Source organism: Aureimonas phyllosphaerae (assembly GCF_900113065.1).
Taxonomy (GTDB): Bacteria; Pseudomonadota; Alphaproteobacteria; order Rhizobiales; family Rhizobiaceae; genus Aureimonas; species Aureimonas phyllosphaerae.
Genome location: NZ_FOOA01000031.1, coordinates 1 through 21,087, shown reverse-complemented (window position 1 = coordinate 21,087; position 21,087 = coordinate 1). Strand labels below are relative to the sequence as shown.

Here is a 21,087-nt window from a genome sequence, read left to right as displayed (position 1 = left end):
GTCAGCCGAAGCGCTCGATCACGGCGGCCGACGAGGTGCCCGCTTCGGCCAGTCTGACGGCGGACTCGACGCGCGCGGCTGCCCTGTCGGCCGATGCCTCGTCCCGCGCGTGGACGACGCACAACGGATCGCCGCGGACGAGCGTCGTGCCGAGCGGTACGATCGCGGCGAGACCGACGGACGGGTCGACCGGATCGCCGGGGCGCGTGCGCCCGCCGCCGAGTTCCACCACGGCCAGGCCGAGGGCGCGCGTATCGATCGCGGCGACTGTGCCCGCTCGCGTCGCCCGCACTTCTCGCAGGACATGCGCCTTGGCAAGCGATCGCGAAGGGTTCTCGACGATGTCGGACGGCCCTCCGAGCAAGGCCACCATCCGGGCGAAGCGCTCCGCCGCCCGCCCGTCTTCCAGAGCTGCGCGCGCCATGGCCTCACCGTCCGTCGCCGTTCCAATGAGCCCGCCGGCCGCGAGGACCTCGCCGGCCAGCGCCAGCGTCACTGCCTGCAGGCGGGCGTCGCGCCCCCGGCCGGTGAGGAAACGAATGGCGTTGGCGATCTCCAGCGCATTGCCGGCGTCGCGGGCCAGCGGCTCGTCCATGCCGGTCAGGAGCGCGGTGCAGCGCAGGCCAGCGCCCCGCGCGACCTCGACCAGCGAGCGCATCAGCGCGCGCGCGTCGTCCGCCGCCGCCATGAAGGCGCCGGAGCCGGTCTTCACGTCGAGCACCAGCGTGTCGACGCCGGAGGCGAGCTTCTTCGACAGGATCGAAGCGGTGATGAGCGGGATCGACTCCACCGTCGCCGTCGTGTCGCGCACGGCGTAGATCCGCCCGTCCGCCGGAGCGAGGCGTACGCTCGGCCCGACGATCGCGCAGCCGGCCTCGCGCAGGGCGCGTCGCAGCGTGTCCCCGTCCGGCGTCACGGAGTAGCCGGGAATCGCTTCCAGCTTGTCGAGCGTGCCGCCGGTGTGGCCGAGCCCGCGGCCCGAGATCATCGGCACGAAGGCGCCGCAGGCGGCCAGGATTGGCGCCAGCATCAGCGAAACGTTGTCGCCGACGCCGCCGGTGGAATGCTTGTCGAGGACGGGGCCGGGCAGGTCCGACCAGTCGAGGACCTCGCCGGAATCGCGCATGGCCCGCGTCAGTGCGACCGTCTCGCCCGCGTCCATGCCGCGCAGGAAGACGGCCATGGCGAAGGCTGCGATTTGCCCTTCGCTGACGCGCCCGTCCGCGACGCCGGAGACGAAAGCCGCGATCTCGTCGGCGGACAGGGCGCGGCCGTCGCGCTTCTGCCGGATGATCTCCTGCGGCAGCATCAGGCGGCGATGTGCGGCAGGGCTGCCGCCAGGATGCGGGCGAGGCGAGCGCCGCCGCGCGGGGCGACCTCCTTGGTCTCGGTGTGGCTCAACTCGTCGCCCGTGATGCCGGCGCCCATGTTGGTGATGACCGAGGCGGCGACGACGCGAAGGCCGAGGAACCGTGCGAGGATCGTCTCCGGCACCGTGGACATCCCGACCGCATCGGCGCCGAGCACCTTCGCCATGCGGATCTCGGCCGGCGTCTCGAAGGACGGGCCGGAGAACCACATGTAGACGCCGCGGTGCAGCCCCTCCTCCACCTTCACGGCGCCGCGCAGCATCGCCGTGCGCAGCGCTTCGTCGTAGGCCGTCGTCATCCCGACGAAGCGGGCGTCCGACGGCTCGCCGATCAGCGGGTTTCGCCCGGAAAAGGCGATGTGATCCTCGATCAGCATGACCTCGCCCGGCTGGATCGACGGATTGACCGAGCCGGCGGCATTGGTGAGGACGAGGATCTCGATGCCGATCGCCTTCAACGCCTCCAGCGCGGGGCGCATGGCGGCGGGATCACCGGACTCGTAGTAGTGGATGCGGCCGGACAGGATCACGATCTCGACGCCGGCGAGCCAGCCGATCACGACCTCTCCGGCGTGACCGCTGACGGCCGAGACGGGCATGCCCGGCAGCGCGGAATAGGGCACGCGCTTGGGTTCCTCCACGGCGTCGACGAGCGCGCCGAGGCCGGACCCCAGGACCAGCGCGATGCGCGGCGCCCGCGCGCCGAGCTGCGATCGCAGCGCGTCGGCAAGTTCGCCCATCAGACCGCGTCCCTCGGAAAGGCCTTGGGCAAGAGCTCGTCCATCAGCACCGTCTCGATGACGCCGTCGGTCGCGTCACACAGGAAGACCCGCGTCTCGGGCCGCGCGAACTCGGCGATGCGCTGGCGACAGCCGCCGCAGGGCGAGCAGGCGCGCAGGCGCTCGGCGACGACCGCGATCTCGGCGATCTTGCCGCCGCCGTCCATCACCATGTGGGCGATCGCGGTCGTCTCCGCGCACCAGCCCTCGGGGAAGCTGACGACCTCGATGTTGCATCCCGAATAAATACGCCCGTCCTCGGTGCGCAGAGCCGCGCCCACGGGAAAGTTCGAATAGGGCGCATGGCACTTCTTCATCGCCGCGCGGGCCTTGAGGAAGAGGTCTTCGGACATGGGAAAACTCAAGCGTTCGAGGAGGGAGCGGGCGTCAGCGCTCCTTGACGTAGGGCACGCCGCCGGCCTTCGGCGGCCGCGACTTGCCGACGAAGCCGGCCAGGAGGATCACCGTCAGGATGTAGGGCAGTGCCTGGACGAACTGCGGCGGGATCTGCCCGATGCCCGGCAGCGGCGTCGTCTGCAGCCGGATCGAGGCGGCATCGAGGAAGCCGAAAAGGAGGCAGGCGAGCAGCGTCGGCACCGGCTTCCAGTTGGCGAAGATCAGGGCGGCGAGCGCGATATAGCCGCGCCCCGCCGTCATCTCGCGGGTGAAGCCGGCCGACTGCGCCATCGCAAGATAGGTGCCGGCGAGGCCCGTGAGGACACCGCAGATGATCACGGCGCGATAACGGAGCCAGGCGACCGAGATGCCGGCCGTATCGACGGCGCCGGGGTTCTCGCCGACCGCCCGGAGGCGAAGGCCGAAGCGCGTGCGATAGAGCACCCACCAGGTGAAGGGGACGGCGAGGAAGGCGAGCCAGACCAGCGCGTTCTGCCCCGACAGGAGCCCGGAATAGAGGAAGCCGACGACCGGCACGTCGCGCAGGGCCTCCGCGCCGGGCAGCTCGATGCCGAGGAAGCGCTGGTCGGGGCCGAGCGGCGGGGTCACGCCGCCCTGCATGAACCATGCGCTGCCGAGAATGATGGTGAGGCCCGAGGCGATGAAGTTCAGCGCGACGCCCGACACGATCTGGTTGCCGCGATAGGTGATCGAGGCAAGGCCATGGACCAGCGCGAACAGGACGGCGACGCCGACGCCGGTCAGGAGACCGAGGATCGCCGAGCCGGTGACGGCGGCGGCCGAGGCCGAGGCGAAGGCGCCGGCCAGCATCTTGCCTTCGAGGCCGATGTCGAAGACGCCCGAGCGCTCGGAATACAGCCCGGCGAGCGCCGCGAAGATCAGCGGCGTCGAGAGGCGGATGGTGGAATCGAGGAGATTGAGGAGACCGGCGAGATCCATCAGCGTGCCTCCCCGCCGGACGGCTTCGGCCCGGTCTCTCGCAACCGCAGGAACCCGTACATGACCCCGACGCCGGGACGCAGCATGTTCTCGAGCGCGCCTGCGAAGAGGATCACCAGCCCCTGGATGATGACGATCATGTCGCGCGAGATGGTCGGCATGTCGAAGGCGAGTTCCGCCCCGCCCTGGTAGAGCGTGCCAAAGAGAAGGGCGGCCGGGATGATGCCGGCCGGATGCCCGCGGCCCATGAGGGCGACGGCGATGCCGACGAAACCGGCGCCGGCCGGGAAATTCAGCTGGAGCCGGTACTGGTCGCCCATCACCGAGTTCAGCGCCATCATGCCGGCAAGGCCGCCCGAGATCAGCATGATGGTGACGACGAGGCGCGTCTCCTTCATGCCGGCGTAGCGCGCGGCGGACGGCGAGAAGCCGAGCGTGCGGATCTCGTAGCCGAGCCGGGTTCGCCAGATCAGCACCCAGACGGCGAAGGCGGCGAGAATCGCCACGAAGAACGTGACATTCAGCGGCGCGCCGCCGAGGTCGAAGCCGAGCGCATCGAACAGGCTGCCGAGCTTGGGCAACTGCCCGCCCGCATCGAACTGGCGCGTTTCGGGCTGCATCGTGCCGATCGGCCGTAAGGGGCCGACGAGGAGATAGACCATCAGCGCCGAGGCGATGAAGTTGAACATGATCGTCGTGATGACGACGTGGCTGCCGCGCTTGGCCTGAAGATAGCCCGGCAGGAAGGCCCAGGCCGCGCCGACCGCGAAGGAGGCGACCACCGCCAGCGGCAGGTTCACCCACCAGGGCAGCACCGAGCCGAGATTGAGCGCCACGAAGGCGACGCCGAGCCCGCCGACATAGGCCTGCCCCTCGCCGCCGATGTTGAAGAGACCGCCGTGGAAGGCGACGGCGACGGCAAGGCCCGTCAGGATGAAATTGGTCGTGTAGAACAGCGTGAAGCCGAAGCCCTCCCCGTAGCCGAAGGCACCGCGCAGCATGAGCCGGGCCGCCTCGACCGGGCTTTCGCCGACGGCCAGCACCACGAGCCCTGCCACGAGGAACGCGACGACGACGTTGAGAAGGGGGATCACGCCATGGTCGATCCAGGCGGGCAGCTTGGCATAGGGTCGGCTCATGCCGGCTCCTCGGAAGGCGGGGTCAGGTCGATGCGCCCCTGCGCGTCGAGCGGAAAGAACGGGTTGTGGGCGAGTTCCCAGAGATGGCCGTCCGGATCGGCGACATAGCCGGAATAGCCGCCCCAGAAGACCGTCTCGGGGCGCTTCACGGCGTCGCCTCCGGCCGCGATCGCTGCGGCGAACAGCCGGTCGGTCTCGGCCTCGGACGTGAGGTTGATCGCGAGCGTCATGCCCCGGAAGCGCGGCAACGGCCCGGCGTTGAGGCCGGCGTCTTCCGCGAGGTCGTTCAGACCGAAGAGTGACAGGACCACCCCCTCCCCTTGCAGGAAGACGACCTTGTCGTTTCCGGCGTCCGTGCGCGTCCAGCCGAGCGCCTCGTAGAAGCGGGAGGATCGCGAGAGGTCGGCAACGCCGAGCGTGATGAGCGAGACGCGCGCGTCCCTCATTCGGCGGCCTCGAGGCGGGTCTCGCCCGCCATCAGGAGACCGATCTCGCCCTCGTCCGCCTCCGGCCCGACCTCGCCGACGATGCGCCCGGCGAACATGACGAGGATGCGGTCGGCGAGCGAGCGGATCTCGTCGAGCTCCACCGACACGAGGAGCACGGCCTTGCCGGCATCACGCATCTCGACGACGCGGCGGTGAATGAACTCGATCGCGCCGACGTCGACGCCGCGCGTCGGCTGGCCGATCAGGAGCACGGCGGGATCGCGCTCCATCTCGCGCGCCAGCACGATCTTCTGCTGGTTGCCGCCGGAGAAATTGGCCGTGCGAAGGTCCGCCGACGGCGGGCGGATGTCGTAGGCGGCGATCTTCGCCTCGGCGTCCCGGCGCATCGCTTTGGGATCGAGGAACGGACCGGAGCCGAGACTCGGGTCGCGGTGGTAGCCGAGGACGGCGTTCTCCGCCTCCCGGAAGGGCAGGACGAGACCGACATGGTGCCGGTCCTCCGGCACGTGCGCGAGCCCCTTCGTCCGCATCTCCGCCGGATCGAGCACGCCGGTCGGGTCGAGCGGCTCGCCCTTCAGCCGTATCCGGCCCCGTTCGGCGCGGCGGATGCCCGACAGCGCCTCCAGAAGCTCGGACTGGCCGTTGCCCGCGACCCCGGCGATGCCAACGATCTCGCCCGCGCGCACGGCGAACGACACGCCGTCGACCATCGCGACGCCGCGCCCGTCGCGCACCGATAGCCCCTCGACCTCCAGAAGCGGAGCGCCAGGCGCGGCCGGCTTCTTGTCGACACGCAGGAGAACGCGGCGCCCGACCATCAGCTCGGCAAGCTCGCCGGCGCTGGTCTCGCGCGTCCTGCGCGTCGCGACGATCTCGCCGCGGCGCATGACCGAGACGTTGTCGGTGACGTCCAGGATCTCGCGCAGCTTGTGGGTGATGAGGACAATGGTCTTGCCCTCGGCGCGCAGCTGGCGGAGCACGGCGAAGAGCTGGTCGGCTTCGGCAGGCGTCAGCACGCCCGTCGGCTCGTCGAGGATCAGGATCTCGGCGCCGCGATAGAGCGCCTTCAAGATCTCCACCCGCTGCTGAAGGCCGACGGGCAGCGTCTCGACCACGGCGTCCGGGTCGATCGCCAGCCCGTGCTCCTTCTCGAGGCGCAGAAGCTCGGCGCGTGCGCGACGGATGCCGGGCGACAGGAGGCCGGACTGCTCGGCGCCGAGCATGATGTTTTCCAGAACCGTGAAGGGCTCGACCAGCATGAAGTGCTGGTGGACCATGCCAATGCCGGCCGCGATCGCCGCGTTGGAATCGGGGATCGCAACCGGCTTGCCGCCGACCCGGATCTCGCCCTCGTCGGCCTGATAGAAGCCGTAGAGGATCGACATGAGCGTCGACTTGCCCGCGCCGTTCTCGCCCACGATGCCGTGAATGGTGCCCTTCTCCACGACAAGGTTGATGTCGCGGTTGGCGCGCACGGCGCCGAAGGTCTTGGAGATGCCGATCAGCTCGATCGCAGGGGCCATGCCGATCCCATCGCCGTTCTTACGTTTGCGTCAGGTTATCGATCCGCGCAGCGAAGCGCCAGACCGCCCGCCCCGCTGAAGTAGGCCGCACGAGGCCTTGATCCACAGACCGTGTCGGCCCCATGTGGCGAAACGAGACGAACCCGACGGTGCCCCTTGTCCGAAACGCCCAGACGCCCCCGCCAGAGCCGCGCCGACTACCGCGCCTTCGTCGACGTGACGACGCGATGGTCCGACAACGACATGTACGGCCACATGAACAACGCGGCCTACTACGCCTTCTTCGACACGGCGGTGACGAACTGGCTGTTCGGCACCGGCCTTTCGGCCGAGGATTCGATGTTCTTCGTGGCCGAGACCGGCTGCCGATACCTGTCGGAGGTCGGCTATCCCGATCGCGTGCGCGTCGGCCTCCGGGTCGGACATCTCGGCACGACCTCGATCCGCTACGAGATCGGCATCTTCCGCAACGACGAGGACCTCGCCGCCGCCGAAGGGCTCTTCGTCCATGTCCACGTCGACAAGGCGACCCGACGTCCGGCGCCGGTGCCCGACGTTCTTCGCCGCGCGCTGGAGGCGCTTGCCGCATGAGCGACGAGACCCGCATCACCGAACTCGAGATCGCGCTCGCCCACCAGACCCATACGGTCGAGGAGCTCTCGTCCGAGATGGCGGCGCAGGGCCAGCGCATCGAGCGGCTGGAGAAGACGCTGAAGGCGCTGGTCCAGCGGCTCCTCGAACTGGAGGAGAGCGCGACGCCGCGGGCGGAGATCACCCGGCCGCCGCACTACTGATTAGGGCAGCCGCGCGACGCGCTCGACGAGCAGCGCATAGAAGGCGCCCGCATCGCCCGAGCGCACGAAGAACGCGTTCTTCGCTCGCTCGGTGACGCCCCAGTAGTCCACGACCGTCATGCCGCGCGTGAGCGCGCTGCCGGTCTCGACCTCGATGTTGACGCGTCGCCCCTCGAACATCTCCGGCTTCACGAGGAAGGCGGTCACGCAGGGGTCGTGCAGCGGCGCGCCCTCCCAGCCGAACTTCTGGAGATCGTAGACCTCGGAGAACGACAGCATCGCCGCGACCGCCGTGCCCGATCTGTTGCCGATCTTGCCGAACGCCTCGATGCGCGCGGGAGTCGAGTGCATCTGATGCGTCACGTCGAGCGGCAAGACGGTGATATCGACGCCGCTGGCGAAGACCGAGGCCGCCGCTTCCGGATCGACATAGACGTTGAACTCGGCGGTCGGCGTCACGTTGCCGACCTCGAAATAGGCGCCGCCCATCAGGACGATGCCCGCGAGACGCTCGGCGAGGTCGGGCGCCTTCAGAAGCGCCAGCGCGACGTTCGTCAGCGGCCCGAGAGCGGCGATCGTCACGCTCTTCGGCTCGTGCGCCCGCACGGTGTCGATGATGAAGTCGACGCCGTGCCCCTCGCGCAAGGGGTTGGCGGGCGGCGGCAGGTCGGGGCCGTCGAGCCCGGTCTCGCCATGGACATGCTCGGCGGTGACGAGCGGGCGTAGGAACGGCCGTTCCGCGCCGGCATAGACCGGAATGTCGGCGCGCCCGGCCAGCTCCGCGATCCGCCGCGCATTGGTGGAGGCCAGATGCAGCGGCACGTTGCCGGCCACGGCGACGATGCCCAGAACATCGAGTTCCGGCGAGCCGAGCGCGGCGAGGATCGCGATCGCATCGTCCTGTCCCGGGTCGGTGTCGAAGATGATCTTGCGCAAGGTGAAGCCTCCGTCTTGTCTTTCACGCCGCGCATAGCATCGCGTGGCCCGGAACGCGAAGCGGCGCCCGCAAGGGGCGCCGCCGGGGTCGTTCGAGACGAGCCGAACCTTAGTAGGGGCAGGCGTTGTCGGTGTTGTAGTTGTGGACCTTGATCGTGCCGGCGATGATGTCGGCCTTGGCCTTCTCGACCGCCGCCGTCATTTCGGGCGTGATCAGCGCCTCGTTGTTGTCGTCGACGGCATAGCCGACGCCGTCCTCCTTCAGGCCGAGCGTCTGCGTTCCGGCCGTCCACTGGCCGCCCTGCGCATCCTTGAAGGCCTGGTAGACGGCGTTGTCGACGCGCTTGACCATCGAGGTCAGGACCTTGCCGGGATGCAGCATGTTCTGGTTGGAATCGACGCCGATGCCGAGCTTGCCGGCGTCCGCCACGGCCTGCAGCACGCCGATGCCGGTCGCCCCCGCGGCGTGGAACACGACGTCCGCGCCCTGGTCCATCTGAGAACGGGCGAGCTCGCCGCCGCGCACCGGATCGTTCCAGGCGGCCGCCGTCGTGCCCGTCATGTTCTCGAGATATTTGGCGTCGCTCTTGGCCGCGAGCACGCCGCCCTTGTAGCCGCAGGCGAAGTTGCGGATCAGCGGAATGTCCATGCCGCCGACGAAGCCGACCGTGCCGGTCTGCGACTTCAGCGCCGCGAGCATGCCGACGAGGTAGGAGCCCTCCTCCTCCTTGAAGAGGATCGAGCGCACGTTCGGCCGGTCGACCACGGTGTCGATGATGGCGAACTGGAGGTCGGGATATTCCTTTGCGACATTCTCCATCGCCGCCTGCTGGGCAAAGCCGACGCCGATGATCGGCGAATGGCCGTCGCGCGCGAAGCGGCGCAGCACCTGCTCGCGCTGCGTCTCGTTCTGCATCTCGAACTCGCGATACGCGACGCCCGTCTCCTTCTTGAAGCGCTCCGCGCCGTTGAAGGCCGCCTCGTTGAAGGACTTGTCGAACTTGCCGCCCAGATCGAAGATCACGGCGGGCTTGAACTCGGCGGCAAGCGCGTGGCCGGCGAGGCCGAGCGTGCAGGCGGCCATCAGGCCGGCGAGAAGATGCTTCATGGGTCGGGTCGTGTCCCTGTTTCGCGAAGACGGCTGACGGCCGATCCCGCGGCGTATCCCGCAAATGAAAAGGCCGGCCATGCCGTCCGTCGGACTGGCATGGCCGGCCGCCATACTCAACTCAAATTCCCGCGCCCCGCAAGGGCGCGAGGAGGCGGCTTCCCCGCCTATTCGGCGGCAACGGCCCCAAGGCCGACCGGGCAGCTGACGCCCGTGCCGCCGAGCCCGCAATAGCCGCGCGGGTTCTTGGCGAGGTACTGCTGGTGATAGTCCTCGGCATAGTAGAACTCGGGCGCCGGCAGGATCTCGGTCGTGATCTGCCCGCGATGCCCGGCTTTCGCGAGGGCCGCCTGATAGGCATCGCGCGCGGCTTCCGCCGCCTCGCGCTGGTCCTCGTCCGTCCAGTAGATGCCGGAGCGATACTGCGTGCCGACATCGTTGCCCTGGCGCATGTCCTGCGTCGGATCGTGCGCCTCGAAGAACGTCTTCAGCAGCGTCTCGTAGGACACCTTCGCCGGATCGTAGGCGACGAGCACGACCTCGTTATGGCCGGTGCGGCCCGAGCAGACCTCCTCGTAGGTCGGATTGGGCGTCGAGCCCGCGGCGTAGCCGACCGCCGTCGTGACGACGCCCGGCAGTTGCCAGAACTTGCGCTCCGCGCCCCAGAAGCAGCCGAGGCCGAAAATCGCCGTCTTTGTGCCGGCCGGGAACGGGCCCTTGATCGGCGCGCCGGACACGAAATGGCGCTCGGCGGTCGGGATGGCGGCCGGACGGCCGGGCAGCGCCTCCTCGGCGGTGGGCAGCGTCGTCTTCTTCATCAGTCGGTCGAGGAATGACATGGATTTCACCTCTGGGTTCGCGTGACGCGGCGCGGCGGCCGGCCGACGGCAAGAAGGATTACCCCGGCAAGGCCGAGGACGATGGATGCGGGCTGGCGGCCGATTTCGGTGGCAAGGCTCGCGCCGCGCCCTTCGGACGCGAAGACGCCGCTCGCCGCCACCGCGTTGCTCGCCGCGTCGAACACGGTGAGCCCGGCCATGCGTGCGGCGGTCTCGAGCGGCATCAGGGTCGTCGCGCCCGATGCGAGGGAGCGCGCGATGTCGCCCACCGCGAGCGCCGTCGCGGCCGCCAGAATCAGGCATCCGGCAACGCGCACCACCCAAGCCAAAAGCCGCATCGCTTCGTCCTCCTCCGCCAAAGGAACGCGGCGCGATCGACCAGTGGCCGCCGCCGCTTCGACCGGGCCAGCATGATAGCCCGCATATGGTGTCGCCTCGCGCGCCCCGCAACGTCGTCCGACACCCCGCACCGCAGGCATATGCAGCCGAACACGAGCGCTCTGGCGACGAAACCGCTTGCCAGACGAAGCGTTCCAGTGATAGTCCGCGCCACCGTACCGGCGTCGGCCCGAGCCTCCAAGGCTTCCGATCCGCGGGTCAGGAGGGGTGGCCGAGTGGTTGAAGGCGCACGCCTGGAAAGTGTGTATACGGGAAACCGTATCGGGGGTTCGAATCCCCCTCCCTCCGCCAGTTTTTATCTACCATTGACCACCAGATCGCTTGTGTGACAGGACTTGCAGCGTTCCCAGCCGACAGGCTGGATCGAGCGAGGGCCGAGCCGTGAGACATTCCGTGCGACATTTCGAGCGTCAGGCGATCTAGCGTGACGCGCTCGAAGGATCTCAAATGGTTGAAGCGGCGGGACGGCCGATGGCACTACGAGCGCCGCGTCCCGACGAAATTCGCCGACAAGGATCCACGCAAGCAGGTTCGGATCAGCCTCGAGACCGACGACCTCGCAGAGGCCGTGGTCGCGCGAGACCGCGTGAACGACGCTGTCGAAGGATACTGGGCGTCGCTGGCCAAAGGCGCAGACCCGAACGCTCGCGCCCGGTACCAAGCGGCCGTCGACCGCGCCCGACTGGAGGGTTTCATCTATCGCCAGCCGGCAGCGCTGACTTCGCTTGACCTCCCCGACCACGAACTGATCGCGCGGCTTCGAAAGCTTGGGGTCGCCATGGAAGGCGACGGCGCGACCGATGGGCCGAAGATCCCCGTCGATGAGAAGCAGCTTGTGGCCGCTCTGACCGGGGCCGTGCCCGAGCCGGCCATCCTCCTTTCCACTCTCGTTGAGGAATATGAGAAAGCCACCCGCGACGAACGGCTGACCATGTCCGACATGCAGGTGCGGAAGTGGCGCCTGCCGCTCCACCGCGCCGTGCGCAACATCATCAGCGTTCTGGGCGACAAGCCGATCGCGGACCTTTCGCGCTCGGATGCGGTCGCGTTTCGGGATTGGTGGTTCGAACGCATCCAGGAGGAAGCTGAGAACGCGGAGGAGATAACCGTCGCCGGAGGGAAAACGAAGAAGCCGCGACCGCTCAAGGCCGAGACAGGCAACAAGGATCTCACTCACATCGGGAAGATGATCGCCAAGGTTTCGGATCGGCACGATCTCGACCTGCCGCGCCGTTTCCGAGGCCTGCGGTTCTCCGACGAAGGGGACGACGAAAAGCGGCCTCCCTACTCCGCCGAATTCATTCGCGACAAGCTGCTGGCACCCGGCGCATTGGACGGGCTGAACGAAGCCGCCCGCGGCGTGGTGCTCACAATGGTCAACACCGGTGCCCGCCCGAGCGAGCTGGCTGCACTACGCGTCGAGGACATTCATCTCGAGGCGGATATCCCGTTCATCACGATCATCCAGTACCGCGGTCGCAAGCTGAAGACGAAGTACTCCGCGCGCGACCTGCCTCTGGTCGGCCCATCGCTCGATGGCGCCCGCCTGCTGCTGGCGGCCGGCGGCATCTACAAGGATCAGGGCGGCACGCTCTCAGCGACGGTGAACAAGTTCCTGTCGGAAAACGACCTGCGCGAAACCAAGCGGCACACGCTCTACTCGCTCCGACATGGTTTCAAGGATCGTCTGACCGATGCCGACGCACCGGACCTCATCGATTCTGAGCTGATGGGCCACAAGTTCGACCGGCCGGACTATGGCAGCGGACCCACCCTAGCAAAGAAGCTGGAGTGGATCCTGAAGATCGCCATCTATCCGGCCGGCGAAGAGGCGTAGGAGCAGGCGCTCCTACCGCGGCTTCACCTCGCTGCGCCGACGCTCCTCCTGCCGTTCCAGGATCTCGCGCATCACCCGGATGTTGGCCGACTGGTCGTTGACCGTCGCCTCGAGGTTCTTGATCGCCTCGGCCGTCGTCTTCGCGCTCTGCTCGGTCGCGCCGACGCGGAACGACAGTTCGTCGAGCTTGCGGATCTGACCGTCCATCGCCGAAAGCCGGGCATCCACGGCCCCTTCCCGGTTTCGCACCTCGGCGAGACGTTCTTTGTGCAGCGTCTCATGGGCTGCGACCCAAGCGTCGCGCGCCTGCGAGCGCGTCGCGATCTCACGGTCGATTCGACCGATGTCGTTGACCACTCCATTCCAGGCGGTGATCCCCGACGCGAAGGCGATCGCCAATCCGAGGGCCTGCGCGATCGCGACGAGATGTTTGGTCGAGATCGTCATGCCGTCCTGCTCTGCGACCGGCTCCGGCCGGTCGTGTTCCGTGTCGCTCATCGCGCGCTCCTAAGGATGGTCGGCAGGGGCGGACTGCCCCTGCCGTTCGAGAGCGGCCGCGGCACCGGCCAGAGCGTCCTGCCGTTCCCGGCAGGCGCCCAGAGCGAGACGGTCCTGGCCCCAGAGCCGGACCGTCTCAGTCGTCGTCAGATCGCGCTCAGGCAGCGGCACCGCCTCAGCGCATGGCAGCAGAAGGACCTGCGGGATGGTCGCGAGCCTCGGCGCGACCGATGGGGTCGAGCGCGTCGCGCAAGCCCCGAGGAACGGCAGGACGGCAAGCGCCACCGCGAGCTTGAGGTACGGCTTGGGGTAGAGATTGGACACGTGCGTCCTCCTGGTCGATGGCCGCCTCAAGGGTGGAGACGCGCGCCGGGTCGATGGCGGCGCGCTCGTGGTACCGGCGCTCGATGGTGTCGATCTCGAGCTGGGCGGCGCGCCGGCCGGCTTCGATCTGCGCTTCGGCCTTCCGGCGCTGCTCCTCGTGGACGATGCGCTCCTCGGCCCGGCCGGCCTCACGTGCCGCCGGAAGCGAGACGGTCTCGGCGTAAAGTGCGGAAGCGGCCCAGCCGAGCATGATGCCGACCACGACCGCGATCGCCGCCTTGATCGTTTCGAAAGCGCCGATCATGTTTCGCCACCGGCCGGCGCGAGGTCGACCGTCTGGCCGGCCAGCGCGTGCGTGCTGTCGGTGAGGAACTGGATCCGGCCGTCGGTGACGAACGAGTGGCAGACGAACGGCCGGGGCGCGACCGCCTCGCCCGCCATCACCCGGCCGTGCTCCTCATCGGTCAGGTCCTCGACACCCTGCACCAGGACAGACGGCTGAAACGTCGGCCGGTCGTAGTCGCCGTTGAACGACCAGCCCGGCCCGACGCGGTGCATGCCGCGGCAGCCGGGGCAGTAGAACAGGTGGCTGCCGCCGGCGACCGTGCGCAGGACCCCGCGCGCGGCCATCAATCGAGCCCCCGCAGACACAACGTGCGCTCGCTGATGAGGCCCGGCAGGCCGTTGACCCGGCGATTGGCGAGGCCCTTCACCACCTTGCCGCCGGCGAAGACCCAACGGCTCAACTCGTTGCAGGCGCCGCGGAGGTCGCCCGCCTTCACCTTGCGGATCAAGGACGAGCGGCAGGCAGCGCCAGTGCCGACGTTGTACGCCCAGTCGTTGATCGCAACGTAGGTCTCGCCGGGCGCCTTCAGCAGTTCGGGCGCGCAGGTGAGCATGCGCGCCTCATGCTCGAGGATCTGACGACGCAGACGGACCTCGCAGCCGGCCTTGGTCTCGACCATGCCGGGTTTCACGCCGTAGGTGTCGCCCTGGCAGATCGTCCAGACCGGCGGCTGGGCGATCGTGTCGAGGTACGCCTTGTAGCTCGTTCCCTCCCAACCGGCCGTGTAGGTCGTGGCGAAGGCAAGGAGAGCGGCACCGGCCGCGCCGCCGGCGATATAGCGGCTTTTCACGCGGGCGACGCGCCCGCCCTTTCCCGCGGCGCTCACTGCTCGTCTCCCGAAATGGACGGCTGCGGCAGGAGCCGCGCGACGAACGCCGCTGCCGAGCACAGGCCGGACAGGACGGCGAAGGTGCGCGCAGGTAGGCCCAGCGCGTCTTCGAATGCAGGCAGGGCGACATCGATCGCGATGAGCGCGAACGTCAGCGCGATGAAGCGCAACGACCAGGCACGCTTCAGCAGCTGGCGCCAGTTGGCGACGAGGGACATAGGTGCTCCTTAAACGACGAAGCCCGGCACGATGGCCGGGCTTGCGGTTGGGTAGTCGGGTCGGCTGGACGTCACATCCCGCCGTACCGTTGCAGGTTGAAGCGCTCGGCGACGATGCGCCCGGCGTTCTCCGAATGGGTGTAGGTCTCCAGGAAGACCTTCGACGATCGCCACCCTCCCGCCTCCATGGCCGTCTTGATGCCGAGGCCGAGGTTCATGGCGTTGGTCGCGAACGAGTGGCGACCGACCGAGTGTGTCGGGCGAAAGTCGATCCTGGCCCGCCGGCAGACGGCGCGGATCCGCTCGTTCACCGAGGCGCGGTTCGTGTAGCGGAACACGCGCTCGCCCTCGCGCAGACCGAGATTGTGCAGCCGGAAGACCAGCTCGTCGGTCAGGACGCGCTTCGCCATGCGATCGGTCTTCGTACGAACCAGCGTCGCGGTGCGGGTGCGGAAGTCGACCCATTCCCCGGTCAGCTCGATCGCCTCGGAGACGCGCGCGGCCGTGTGGTTCATGAAGATGACGAGCGCCGACAGATGGTAGAGGCGATCGGCGTCCGACTGCGCGAGGAAGGCGGTCAGCCAGGCGGCGTTGACGGGCGAGTGCTTCGTCGAGCGCGGCGCCTTGAACTTGCGGATGCGGAGCGGCGGCGCCCAGCCCATGTCATGGGCGTGGAACATCACCGCGCTGGCGGGTGTGACGGCCTGCCGGTTGCGGGTCGACGGCATGGCATGCGGATAAAGCTCCATCGCCATTTCGCGGATCGCCGCCGGCGGGATCTCGATCAGGAGCCGGTCGCCGATATGCGCCCTGATCTTCGGTAGGTATCGCGCCTCGCCGCCGTGCTTGATGTAGCTCTCCGCCGCCTCGTCGAAGGTGACGTTCTTCGCACCGAACCCCGTCATCTCGATCTCCTTCATCAGCATTTAACGTGTACACGGTAAGACATATCGTGTACACGGATGCGGTCAACGAGGGCTTGGAGGAGTGGTTAACATGGGGCGAAAGAAGCTCATGCCGGAGGGCCTGAACCTGCGCCTTCCAGAAGGCGCGATAGCTCGGATGGATGCGGTCCTTCGTGACGGCGAACCACGCCTCGACATGATCCGTGACGCGATCGAGAAGGAGGTCACCCTCCGCGAGAAGACGCTCGCGAAGGGCGGGAATGAGTGAAGTTTGAGATGACCCTCCACCCCACCATTTGACCTGGAGGGGACTCTGGTCGGTCCAGCCGGCAGCTATCGACCCTTAGAAGCCTCTTTCAAGACATTCAGCGCCCCCACAGCCGGACATGGGCCTCATGCGAAGACTCGTTGTGAAGTTGATGGTTGCGATGTTGCGGCGCGCACCAACGGCTCGGGTCGTCCGACCAGGTAGCCCTGGATTGCATCGCAGCCGATCTTACGCAGAAGTTCGAGTTGTGATGGCGTCTCAACTCCCTCCGCAAGGACAGGGATGCCGAGAGCTCGAGCGATATGCGTGATGCCTTCCAAGACGGCCATGGAATGGCGGTCGGACTCCGCAGTTGCCACGAAGGAGCGGTCGACCTTGATCCGGTCCACTGGAAAGTCCCGCAGGTGCGCCAGCGACGAATAGCCCGTGCCAAAATCGTCCATGGCCACCGTCACACCAAGGCGACGAATAGCTTCCAGCATGGTCGCGATCTGCGACCCATCCTCAACAATCGCCGTCTCGGTGAGCTCAATCTCCAATCGATGGGCTGGCAGGCCGCTTTGAGACAGGGCTTGCGTCAGATGGCTGAGAAGAAGCGGCGAACGGAACTGCACGGGCGAGACGTTGACCGCGACATAGACGTCGCCGGGTAGTAACGCGATCTGACGACAGGCTTCCTGTAAGACCCAAGCGCCGATCGGAACGATCTGACCCGTCTCCTCCGCCATCGGAATGAACTGTACCGGAGAGATGGCTCCCAGCGTCGGATGATCCCAACGGATCAGCGCCTCGTATCCGATCACGTGATCATCAGTCAGTGCCAGCACGGGCTGGAACGCCAGATGCATCTCGCCCCGCTCGATCGCGGTGCGCATGTTGGTCTCGATCTGGACGCGCTCGGAAACAGCTTCCTGCATGCCACGCGTGTAGCAACTCGACCGACCCCGCCCATGCCGCTTCGACTCGTAAAGGGCCATGTCAGAGAACTGCAACAGTTCGACTGCATCGCGCGCGTCGTCGGTACAGCACATGCCGACGCTACATCCGATCGATAGGGTTATGTCGTCGATCTGGAACGGTTGAGCGATCGCCTCGATCACTTGTTCGGCGACTGCCGTCGCCTGATCGAGGTCGCCGTACACGAGGAGAGCCATCTCGTCGCCGCCCAGACGAGCCGCGAAGCCATCGGGGCCAGCGATCCGCCTCAGACGTTCAGCGACCTGGATAAGCAGGCGGTCTCCCACCGCGTGTCCATAGGTATCGTTGACAGGTTTGAACCGATCGAGATCGAGGAGGAGCAACTTGAAACGCTGCTTGGGTAAGAAGTCGCGCTCCATGCGCTCGTTCAGGGCTCTACGGTTGGGAAGCTTGGTCAGAGGATCACAGAAGGCAAGTTCTGTGATCCGGCGCTGCGCCAGACGATCTCCTGTCACATCGTCGAAAGTGACAACCGTGCCACCCGCTTCGACCGGACGGATCTCGACCTGCATGATGCGTCCGTCGTCGATCGGGTAGTCGATCGAGGTGCATCGATCGAGGGTACGCCAACTCCCAAGACGGGCTCGAGCCTGCTGGCGACGGGCATCATCCCAGCAGTGTTTGTCTCCGACGAGATCCACGATCTGGTCGACTGTCAGCCCGGTCAGATCCGTGGCATCATCAAAACCGTAGATCTCCAAATAGCGTCGGTTGTAGAGGCGCACTCGTTCATCGCCGTCGAGATACACCAGACCGTTCGACATGTTGTCGAGAGCGGTCCGCAGCACCGCTGAGTGGGCGTGTTCCTGGGCCTCGAAGCGTTGGGCGGTCAGAATCGTGAGGAAAGCTCCAAGGAACAGGACGGCAGCGCCCACTGCAGTAAAAATGCTAAGTGCGACATTCGCATGCGGAACCATGATCTGCCCTGCCACCGGCTCCAAGCTCGTTCCGGCGATGGCGATGAAGTGCGTGCCTCCAACGGCGATCGTGAAGAGTGCGCAGAACACGCGCGACGTTGCGAGACGGGGTGGCAATCCGCAAGCAAGCGCAAGACAGGACGCGCCGATGCCGGTCGCCATTGCGCTGGAAAGCGGAGAATGCAACTGGAGACAGCCTTGGATCGCCGCCATGCCGCTGTAGTGCATCGCTCCGATACCGAGGCCCGCCACGGCCCCCAAGGCAGAGCGTGAGTGCCAAGAGCGACAGATCGGCGCGAAGCTCAGTGGGCCACCCACCACGGCCACGGCCACCGAAGCCGACAGGGTCGTTGTTCCACCTTCGTAACCCAGCATCATGTCCGGCCTGTAGCCGAGCATCGCTATGAAGTGGGTCGTCCAAACACCGATCCCGGCCACAACGGCTGTACCAGCGATCCATAGCTTTCGATGTTCGAGCTTGGCCACCGGAATATTCGACGCAAGCTTGGCGACGAGCCAGCCTGCCACGACGCAAATCAAGACGGCGGTAACAACAAAGCCAAACGAATGGTCGGCAGCGAGGCGGGCGATGGTTTGCGTCATCGTGTAAGTATGCGTCCCCACATCTCACTTTTGCATGAAAGGGCACGGTATATAATTTATTCGAGGTCAGAGCTGCTCCTTCGCCCGCCGCACCTCTTCCAGTGGAATCCTGCTCCACTGCAAGTTATGCCGCTTTTCGGCCTAGGCGATAAAAGCCGCTTATATCAGCTGACGACGCGCGTGCCGTCACATCGTGCTGCGTTAGAACTCCTCCCAACCGTCATTGGCTGGACTGCCCTTGGATGCAGCACCCCCATGGCCTATGCTTCGCATCTGGGGGATCGAGCGGACAGCCGAGCGAGTTGGCGCAGTCGAATGCCTGGAAAGCGCTGAGCTCGATGCGGGCGAGTTGCGGTGTGTGCCCCCATGGCCCCGTTGGGTAGAAAATTCAGCCACAAGCACAGCGAGTTGCTCGGTCTCTGCAGATAGCGCTTGTGCAGCCGCAGTGGTCTCTTCCACCATCGCCGCGTTTTGCTGAGTGACCTTGTCCATCTGATCGGCGGCGATCGACACTTCGCGAAGGGCGACAGACTGATCGCGCGCGGCACTTGCCATTTCCGCAATCGTCTGCGCGACGCCGCCGACCTGCGCGACAATCGTCTCTAGCGAGCGACCGGACGCTGTCACCAACTCGACGCCCGAGCTGACCTGCGTCCCCGAGACAGAGATCAGTTCCTTGATCTCCTTGGCAGCCTCGGCCGAGCGCTGGGCAAGGCCGCGGACTTCCTGCGCCACCACCGCAAAACCTCGACCGGCCTCTCCTGCGCGCGCCGCCTCGACGCCGGCGTTGAGGGCTAGGAGATTCGTCTGGAAGGCGATCTCGTCGATGACGCCGATGATATTGCCGATGCGCTGTGAGGACGCCTCGATTTCGGCCATCGCCGAAACAGCCCGTGCGACGACCTCGCCACCCTTCTCCGCCTCGCGGCAGGCAACTGTGGCGGTCTGGCGTGCCGCGTCAGCCTGAGCGGCCGTTTCGCCGACGCCGCGCGTCACTTGCCCGAGCGCCGCGACGGTCTCTTCCAGGCTTGCCGCCTGCTGCTCGGTGCGCTGCGACAGGTCACTGGCTGCGATCGTGATCTCCGACAAACCGGAGCGCATTGCGCCGACGGCGCCGACGACTTGGCCGATCGTATTCTCGAGCTGCGCAACGGACTGGTTGAACTGCATGCGGATTGGCTCGAACTCGGGCGCTACAGGCTGATCCATCCTCACCGTGAGATCGCCTGCCGACAGGCGGGTGAAGCCCGCCTCAACTTGTTGGACGAAAGCGCGAAGGTCTTCGGCCTTGGCGTTGTCGATCGCCGACTGGCGATCGCGCTGCTCTGCCTGCGCTCGGCGAGCGCCGTCAGCCTCGGTGGACAGGCGCACTTTCTCTAGGCTTGCCTGCTTGAACACCTCGACCGTGCGGGCCATCGCTCCGACTTCATCACCACGTTCAGCACCCGTAACTGCAACATCGAGATGTCCTGCAGCAAGTCGATCCATTTGCTTGCGAAGCAGCGACAGTGGGTCGGTGATGCCGCGTGACGCCATGAGCCCCGCCCCGATGAGACCCAGAAGAAGTCCGGCTAGCGACAGTCCAATTGTCGTATAGATGGTAGACCAGGTTTGTGCAGTCAGTGCGCCGGAGACAGCGGCGTTGTCGCTGAGCATGCGATCGCGCAGGTCCTGATAACGTGGGACGAACTGAGCAACTGTTTCATCCATGGTAGCCAAAACGGCTTTGCCTTCATCGTCGCGATTTTGCATTCCTAGGTTGATCGCATTGCGACCTTGAACGGCGATCTCGTTAACGTCAGCGATCATATCGGAAACCGCTGGGCCGTAGACGGGAAGACTCGCGTTGATCTCGTCCAGAAATTGTCGAGTCGCTTGCATCTTCTCATCGAAGTTGGCGCTTGCAGCCTTAGCCTCGGCACTTTGGCCATCATTGGCGATGACTTTATAACCGGAGTAGGCTGCATCGCTGACGTTTCGACCTGCGCGAGCAAGTTTGACAACCGCAGGGTCGTTCACGTCGATAATCGCGGAATAGTCGCGCCCTATGCGATCCATCTGAAACGCACCATAGGTCGACAATCCCAGCCCGATTAGGCTGACGGCTGCGATCGACAGGAGAAACTTGCGGAAAATACTTGTGTTCTGAAGCACGGCGCGAACGCTCCCATCACACTGACCAAACGTCATCGTGATGGGTTTAGCCACGACACATTTACCGAACGATAATTTTTCGACGCACCTACTCCGGAAGTTTCATCTCAGAGCCCCTTCTTATGGGGCAGGTTGTCGCACCCGCCAAACAGTGGCACTTGAATACGCAGGTGACTCTGGTCAGATCATCAGCCCCTGCCTCGGATCGTACCTGGCCCGAGGTGCACGCCTGACGCGCGGATCGTAGTCCTCGAACCGTGGCGCATCTGACCGCCACATGTGGTTGTTTGCCCAACGCGCGACTGCCCGGAGCTTCTTGGCCGTCCAGTCGTGCTTGACGTGCGGGTCGCGCGTGAGCGCGTTCAGCTTCATCAGCGGCTGGCAGTACGGCTCACCACCCCACTCGATCACCTCTTGGACGCGCTGCATACACGCTTCGTAGGGTTCGTTGCCGAGCAGGGTGTAGATCTGGATCTTGCGGGCCGGAATGCCGTTCCGACGAAGGATCGCCATCGCCTC

24 protein-coding genes and 1 tRNA gene are annotated in these 21,087 nt (G+C 66.4%); 5 read left to right on the top strand and 20 right to left on the bottom strand.

The genetic code is table 11. The features are described from left to right. Position 1 precedes the first annotated feature (1 nt). From deoA to BM175_RS20805, 7 genes are read right to left on the bottom strand one after another with little or no spacing between them, the layout of a single operon-like run. Entirely contained in the window at positions 2–1,309 is a 1,308-nt protein-coding gene (deoA, locus tag BM175_RS20835; protein WP_090966558.1) for a thymidine phosphorylase, read from the bottom strand. Further along, a complete protein-coding gene (locus BM175_RS20830) occupies positions 1,309–2,109 on the bottom strand; it encodes a purine-nucleoside phosphorylase (RefSeq protein WP_090966556.1) in 801 nt (266 codons plus the stop codon). The genes deoA and BM175_RS20830 overlap by 1 nt, the downstream gene beginning before the upstream one ends. Continuing rightward, on the bottom strand, positions 2,109–2,501 hold the full coding sequence (locus BM175_RS20825; protein WP_090966554.1) for a cytidine deaminase: 393 nt from the start codon (positions 2,499–2,501) through the stop codon (positions 2,109–2,111). The genes BM175_RS20830 and BM175_RS20825 overlap by 1 nt, the downstream gene beginning before the upstream one ends. A 34-nt stretch (positions 2,502–2,535) precedes the next feature. Then, complete coding sequence (locus BM175_RS20820) at positions 2,536–3,504, bottom strand: ABC transporter permease (protein WP_090966552.1); 969 nt, start codon at positions 3,502–3,504, stop codon at positions 2,536–2,538. After that, entirely contained in the window at positions 3,504–4,643 is a 1,140-nt protein-coding gene (locus BM175_RS20815) for an ABC transporter permease (RefSeq protein WP_090966550.1), read from the bottom strand. Before BM175_RS20815 ends, BM175_RS20820 begins: the two co-directional genes overlap by 1 nt. After that, positions 4,640–5,089 carry a VOC family protein gene (locus BM175_RS20810; RefSeq protein ID WP_090966548.1) on the bottom strand — a complete coding sequence of 150 codons (450 nt, stop codon included), beginning with the start codon at positions 5,087–5,089 and terminating at the stop codon, positions 4,640–4,642. Before BM175_RS20810 ends, BM175_RS20815 begins: the two co-directional genes overlap by 4 nt. Then, a complete protein-coding gene (locus BM175_RS20805) occupies positions 5,086–6,615 on the bottom strand; it encodes an ABC transporter ATP-binding protein (protein WP_090966546.1) in 1,530 nt (509 codons plus the stop codon). Before BM175_RS20805 ends, BM175_RS20810 begins: the two co-directional genes overlap by 4 nt. A 156-nt stretch (positions 6,616–6,771) precedes the next feature. Here BM175_RS20805 and BM175_RS20800 point away from each other — a divergent pair, with 156 nt between their 5' ends. Both BM175_RS20800 and BM175_RS20795 read left to right on the top strand, forming a co-directional pair. Continuing rightward, positions 6,772–7,206, top strand: a complete 435-nt coding sequence (locus tag BM175_RS20800; RefSeq protein ID WP_090966544.1) for an acyl-CoA thioesterase — start codon at positions 6,772–6,774, stop codon at positions 7,204–7,206. Further along, positions 7,203–7,409 carry a SlyX family protein gene (locus tag BM175_RS20795; protein ID WP_090966542.1) on the top strand — a complete coding sequence of 69 codons (207 nt, stop codon included), beginning with the start codon at positions 7,203–7,205 and terminating at the stop codon, positions 7,407–7,409. Before BM175_RS20800 ends, BM175_RS20795 begins: the two co-directional genes overlap by 4 nt. On the opposite strand, the gene BM175_RS20790 is transcribed toward BM175_RS20795, so the two are convergent. The 4 genes from BM175_RS20790 to BM175_RS20775 all read right to left on the bottom strand — a co-directional run bounded on the left by BM175_RS20790 (position 7,410) and on the right by BM175_RS20775 (position 10,630). Then, positions 7,410–8,345 carry a nucleoside hydrolase gene (locus tag BM175_RS20790; RefSeq protein ID WP_090966540.1) on the bottom strand — a complete coding sequence of 312 codons (936 nt, stop codon included), beginning with the start codon at positions 8,343–8,345 and terminating at the stop codon, positions 7,410–7,412. A gap of 109 nt (positions 8,346–8,454) precedes the next feature. After that, a complete protein-coding gene (locus BM175_RS20785) occupies positions 8,455–9,453 on the bottom strand; it encodes a BMP family lipoprotein (RefSeq protein ID WP_090966538.1) in 999 nt (332 codons plus the stop codon). Between the two features lie 167 nt (positions 9,454–9,620). Next, positions 9,621–10,292: a peptide-methionine (S)-S-oxide reductase MsrA gene (gene msrA, locus BM175_RS20780; protein ID WP_090966536.1), complete on the bottom strand. Its 672-nt coding sequence runs from the start codon at positions 10,290–10,292 to the stop codon at positions 9,621–9,623. A 5-nt stretch (positions 10,293–10,297) separates the two neighbouring features. Further along, positions 10,298–10,630 carry a hypothetical protein gene (locus BM175_RS20775; RefSeq protein ID WP_139224744.1) on the bottom strand — a complete coding sequence of 111 codons (333 nt, stop codon included), beginning with the start codon at positions 10,628–10,630 and terminating at the stop codon, positions 10,298–10,300. A gap of 262 nt (positions 10,631–10,892) precedes the next feature. Here BM175_RS20775 and BM175_RS20770 point away from each other — a divergent pair. Together BM175_RS20770 and BM175_RS20765 are read left to right on the top strand one after the other, a co-directional pair. Next, positions 10,893–10,982 (top strand) — tRNA-Ser (locus BM175_RS20770). A gap of 133 nt (positions 10,983–11,115) precedes the next feature. Then, positions 11,116–12,528: a DUF6538 domain-containing protein gene (locus tag BM175_RS20765; protein ID WP_090966532.1), complete on the top strand. Its 1,413-nt coding sequence runs from the start codon at positions 11,116–11,118 to the stop codon at positions 12,526–12,528. A gap of 12 nt (positions 12,529–12,540) precedes the next feature. Here the strand turns inward: BM175_RS20765 and BM175_RS20760 are convergent, their stop codons facing one another. From BM175_RS20760 to BM175_RS20735, 6 genes are all read right to left on the bottom strand, one after another. Then, entirely contained in the window at positions 12,541–13,026 is a 486-nt protein-coding gene (locus BM175_RS20760; RefSeq protein WP_090966530.1) for a hypothetical protein, read from the bottom strand. A gap of 175 nt (positions 13,027–13,201) precedes the next feature. Then, positions 13,202–13,654: a hypothetical protein gene (locus BM175_RS20755; RefSeq protein WP_090966528.1), complete on the bottom strand. Its 453-nt coding sequence runs from the start codon at positions 13,652–13,654 to the stop codon at positions 13,202–13,204. After that, positions 13,651–13,980 carry a ubiquitination-like system serine protease family protein gene (locus BM175_RS20750; RefSeq protein ID WP_090966526.1) on the bottom strand — a complete coding sequence of 110 codons (330 nt, stop codon included), beginning with the start codon at positions 13,978–13,980 and terminating at the stop codon, positions 13,651–13,653. Before BM175_RS20750 ends, BM175_RS20755 begins: the two co-directional genes overlap by 4 nt. Continuing rightward, positions 13,980–14,522: a lysozyme gene (locus tag BM175_RS20745; RefSeq protein WP_210185819.1), complete on the bottom strand. Its 543-nt coding sequence runs from the start codon at positions 14,520–14,522 to the stop codon at positions 13,980–13,982. The genes BM175_RS20750 and BM175_RS20745 overlap by 1 nt, the downstream gene beginning before the upstream one ends. Continuing rightward, positions 14,519–14,743 carry a DUF7940 domain-containing protein gene (locus BM175_RS20740; RefSeq protein WP_090966524.1) on the bottom strand — a complete coding sequence of 75 codons (225 nt, stop codon included), beginning with the start codon at positions 14,741–14,743 and terminating at the stop codon, positions 14,519–14,521. The genes BM175_RS20745 and BM175_RS20740 overlap by 4 nt, the downstream gene beginning before the upstream one ends. A gap of 71 nt (positions 14,744–14,814) precedes the next feature. Continuing rightward, complete coding sequence (locus tag BM175_RS20735) at positions 14,815–15,663, bottom strand: tyrosine-type recombinase/integrase (protein ID WP_175526956.1); 849 nt, start codon at positions 15,661–15,663, stop codon at positions 14,815–14,817. A 76-nt stretch (positions 15,664–15,739) separates the two neighbouring features. Here BM175_RS20735 and BM175_RS22885 point away from each other — a divergent pair, with 76 nt between their 5' ends. Then, on the top strand, positions 15,740–15,916 hold the full coding sequence (locus BM175_RS22885; protein ID WP_175526955.1) for a YlcI/YnfO family protein: 177 nt from the start codon (positions 15,740–15,742) through the stop codon (positions 15,914–15,916). Positions 15,917–16,041: 125 nt separating this feature from the next. Here BM175_RS22885 and BM175_RS20730 read toward each other — a convergent pair whose 3' ends face one another. The 3 genes from BM175_RS20730 to BM175_RS22880 form a co-directional block, all read right to left on the bottom strand. Beyond that, entirely contained in the window at positions 16,042–18,414 is a 2,373-nt protein-coding gene (locus BM175_RS20730) for a bifunctional diguanylate cyclase/phosphodiesterase (RefSeq protein WP_090966569.1), read from the bottom strand. Between the two features lie 201 nt (positions 18,415–18,615). Further along, complete coding sequence (locus BM175_RS20725) at positions 18,616–20,568, bottom strand: methyl-accepting chemotaxis protein (RefSeq protein ID WP_244546102.1); 1,953 nt, start codon at positions 20,566–20,568, stop codon at positions 18,616–18,618. A 180-nt stretch (positions 20,569–20,748) separates the two neighbouring features. Next, positions 20,749–21,087 (bottom strand): hypothetical protein (locus BM175_RS22880; protein WP_210185818.1); only part of this gene is annotated, 339 nt, incomplete at its 5' end.

Coding starts and splice junctions, on each gene's coding strand:
- deoA (WP_090966558.1), bottom strand. CDS start 1,309: ATGCTGCCGCAGGAGATCATCCGGCAGAAGCGCGACGGCCGCGCCCTG.
- BM175_RS20830 (WP_090966556.1), bottom strand. CDS start 2,109: ATGGGCGAACTTGCCGACGCGCTGCGATCGCAGCTCGGCGCGCGGGCG.
- BM175_RS20825 (WP_090966554.1), bottom strand. CDS start 2,501: ATGTCCGAAGACCTCTTCCTCAAGGCCCGCGCGGCGATGAAGAAGTGC.
- BM175_RS20820 (WP_090966552.1), bottom strand. CDS start 3,504: ATGGATCTCGCCGGTCTCCTCAATCTCCTCGATTCCACCATCCGCCTC.
- BM175_RS20815 (WP_090966550.1), bottom strand. CDS start 4,643: ATGAGCCGACCCTATGCCAAGCTGCCCGCCTGGATCGACCATGGCGTG.
- BM175_RS20810 (WP_090966548.1), bottom strand. CDS start 5,089: ATGAGGGACGCGCGCGTCTCGCTCATCACGCTCGGCGTTGCCGACCTC.
- BM175_RS20805 (WP_090966546.1), bottom strand. CDS start 6,615: ATGGCCCCTGCGATCGAGCTGATCGGCATCTCCAAGACCTTCGGCGCC.
- BM175_RS20795 (WP_090966542.1), top strand. CDS start 7,203: ATGAGCGACGAGACCCGCATCACCGAACTCGAGATCGCGCTCGCCCAC.
- BM175_RS20785 (WP_090966538.1), bottom strand. CDS start 9,453: ATGAAGCATCTTCTCGCCGGCCTGATGGCCGCCTGCACGCTCGGCCTC.
- msrA (WP_090966536.1), bottom strand. CDS start 10,292: ATGTCATTCCTCGACCGACTGATGAAGAAGACGACGCTGCCCACCGCC.
- BM175_RS20775 (WP_139224744.1), bottom strand. CDS start 10,630: ATGCGGCTTTTGGCTTGGGTGGTGCGCGTTGCCGGATGCCTGATTCTG.
- BM175_RS20760 (WP_090966530.1), bottom strand. CDS start 13,026: ATGAGCGACACGGAACACGACCGGCCGGAGCCGGTCGCAGAGCAGGAC.
- BM175_RS20755 (WP_090966528.1), bottom strand. CDS start 13,654: ATGATCGGCGCTTTCGAAACGATCAAGGCGGCGATCGCGGTCGTGGTC.
- BM175_RS20750 (WP_090966526.1), bottom strand. CDS start 13,980: ATGGCCGCGCGCGGGGTCCTGCGCACGGTCGCCGGCGGCAGCCACCTG.
- BM175_RS20740 (WP_090966524.1), bottom strand. CDS start 14,743: ATGTCCCTCGTCGCCAACTGGCGCCAGCTGCTGAAGCGTGCCTGGTCG.
- BM175_RS20735 (WP_175526956.1), bottom strand. CDS start 15,663: ATGAAGGAGATCGAGATGACGGGGTTCGGTGCGAAGAACGTCACCTTC.
- BM175_RS22885 (WP_175526955.1), top strand. CDS start 15,740: ATGGGGCGAAAGAAGCTCATGCCGGAGGGCCTGAACCTGCGCCTTCCA.
- BM175_RS20730 (WP_090966569.1), bottom strand. CDS start 18,414: ATGACGCAAACCATCGCCCGCCTCGCTGCCGACCATTCGTTTGGCTTT.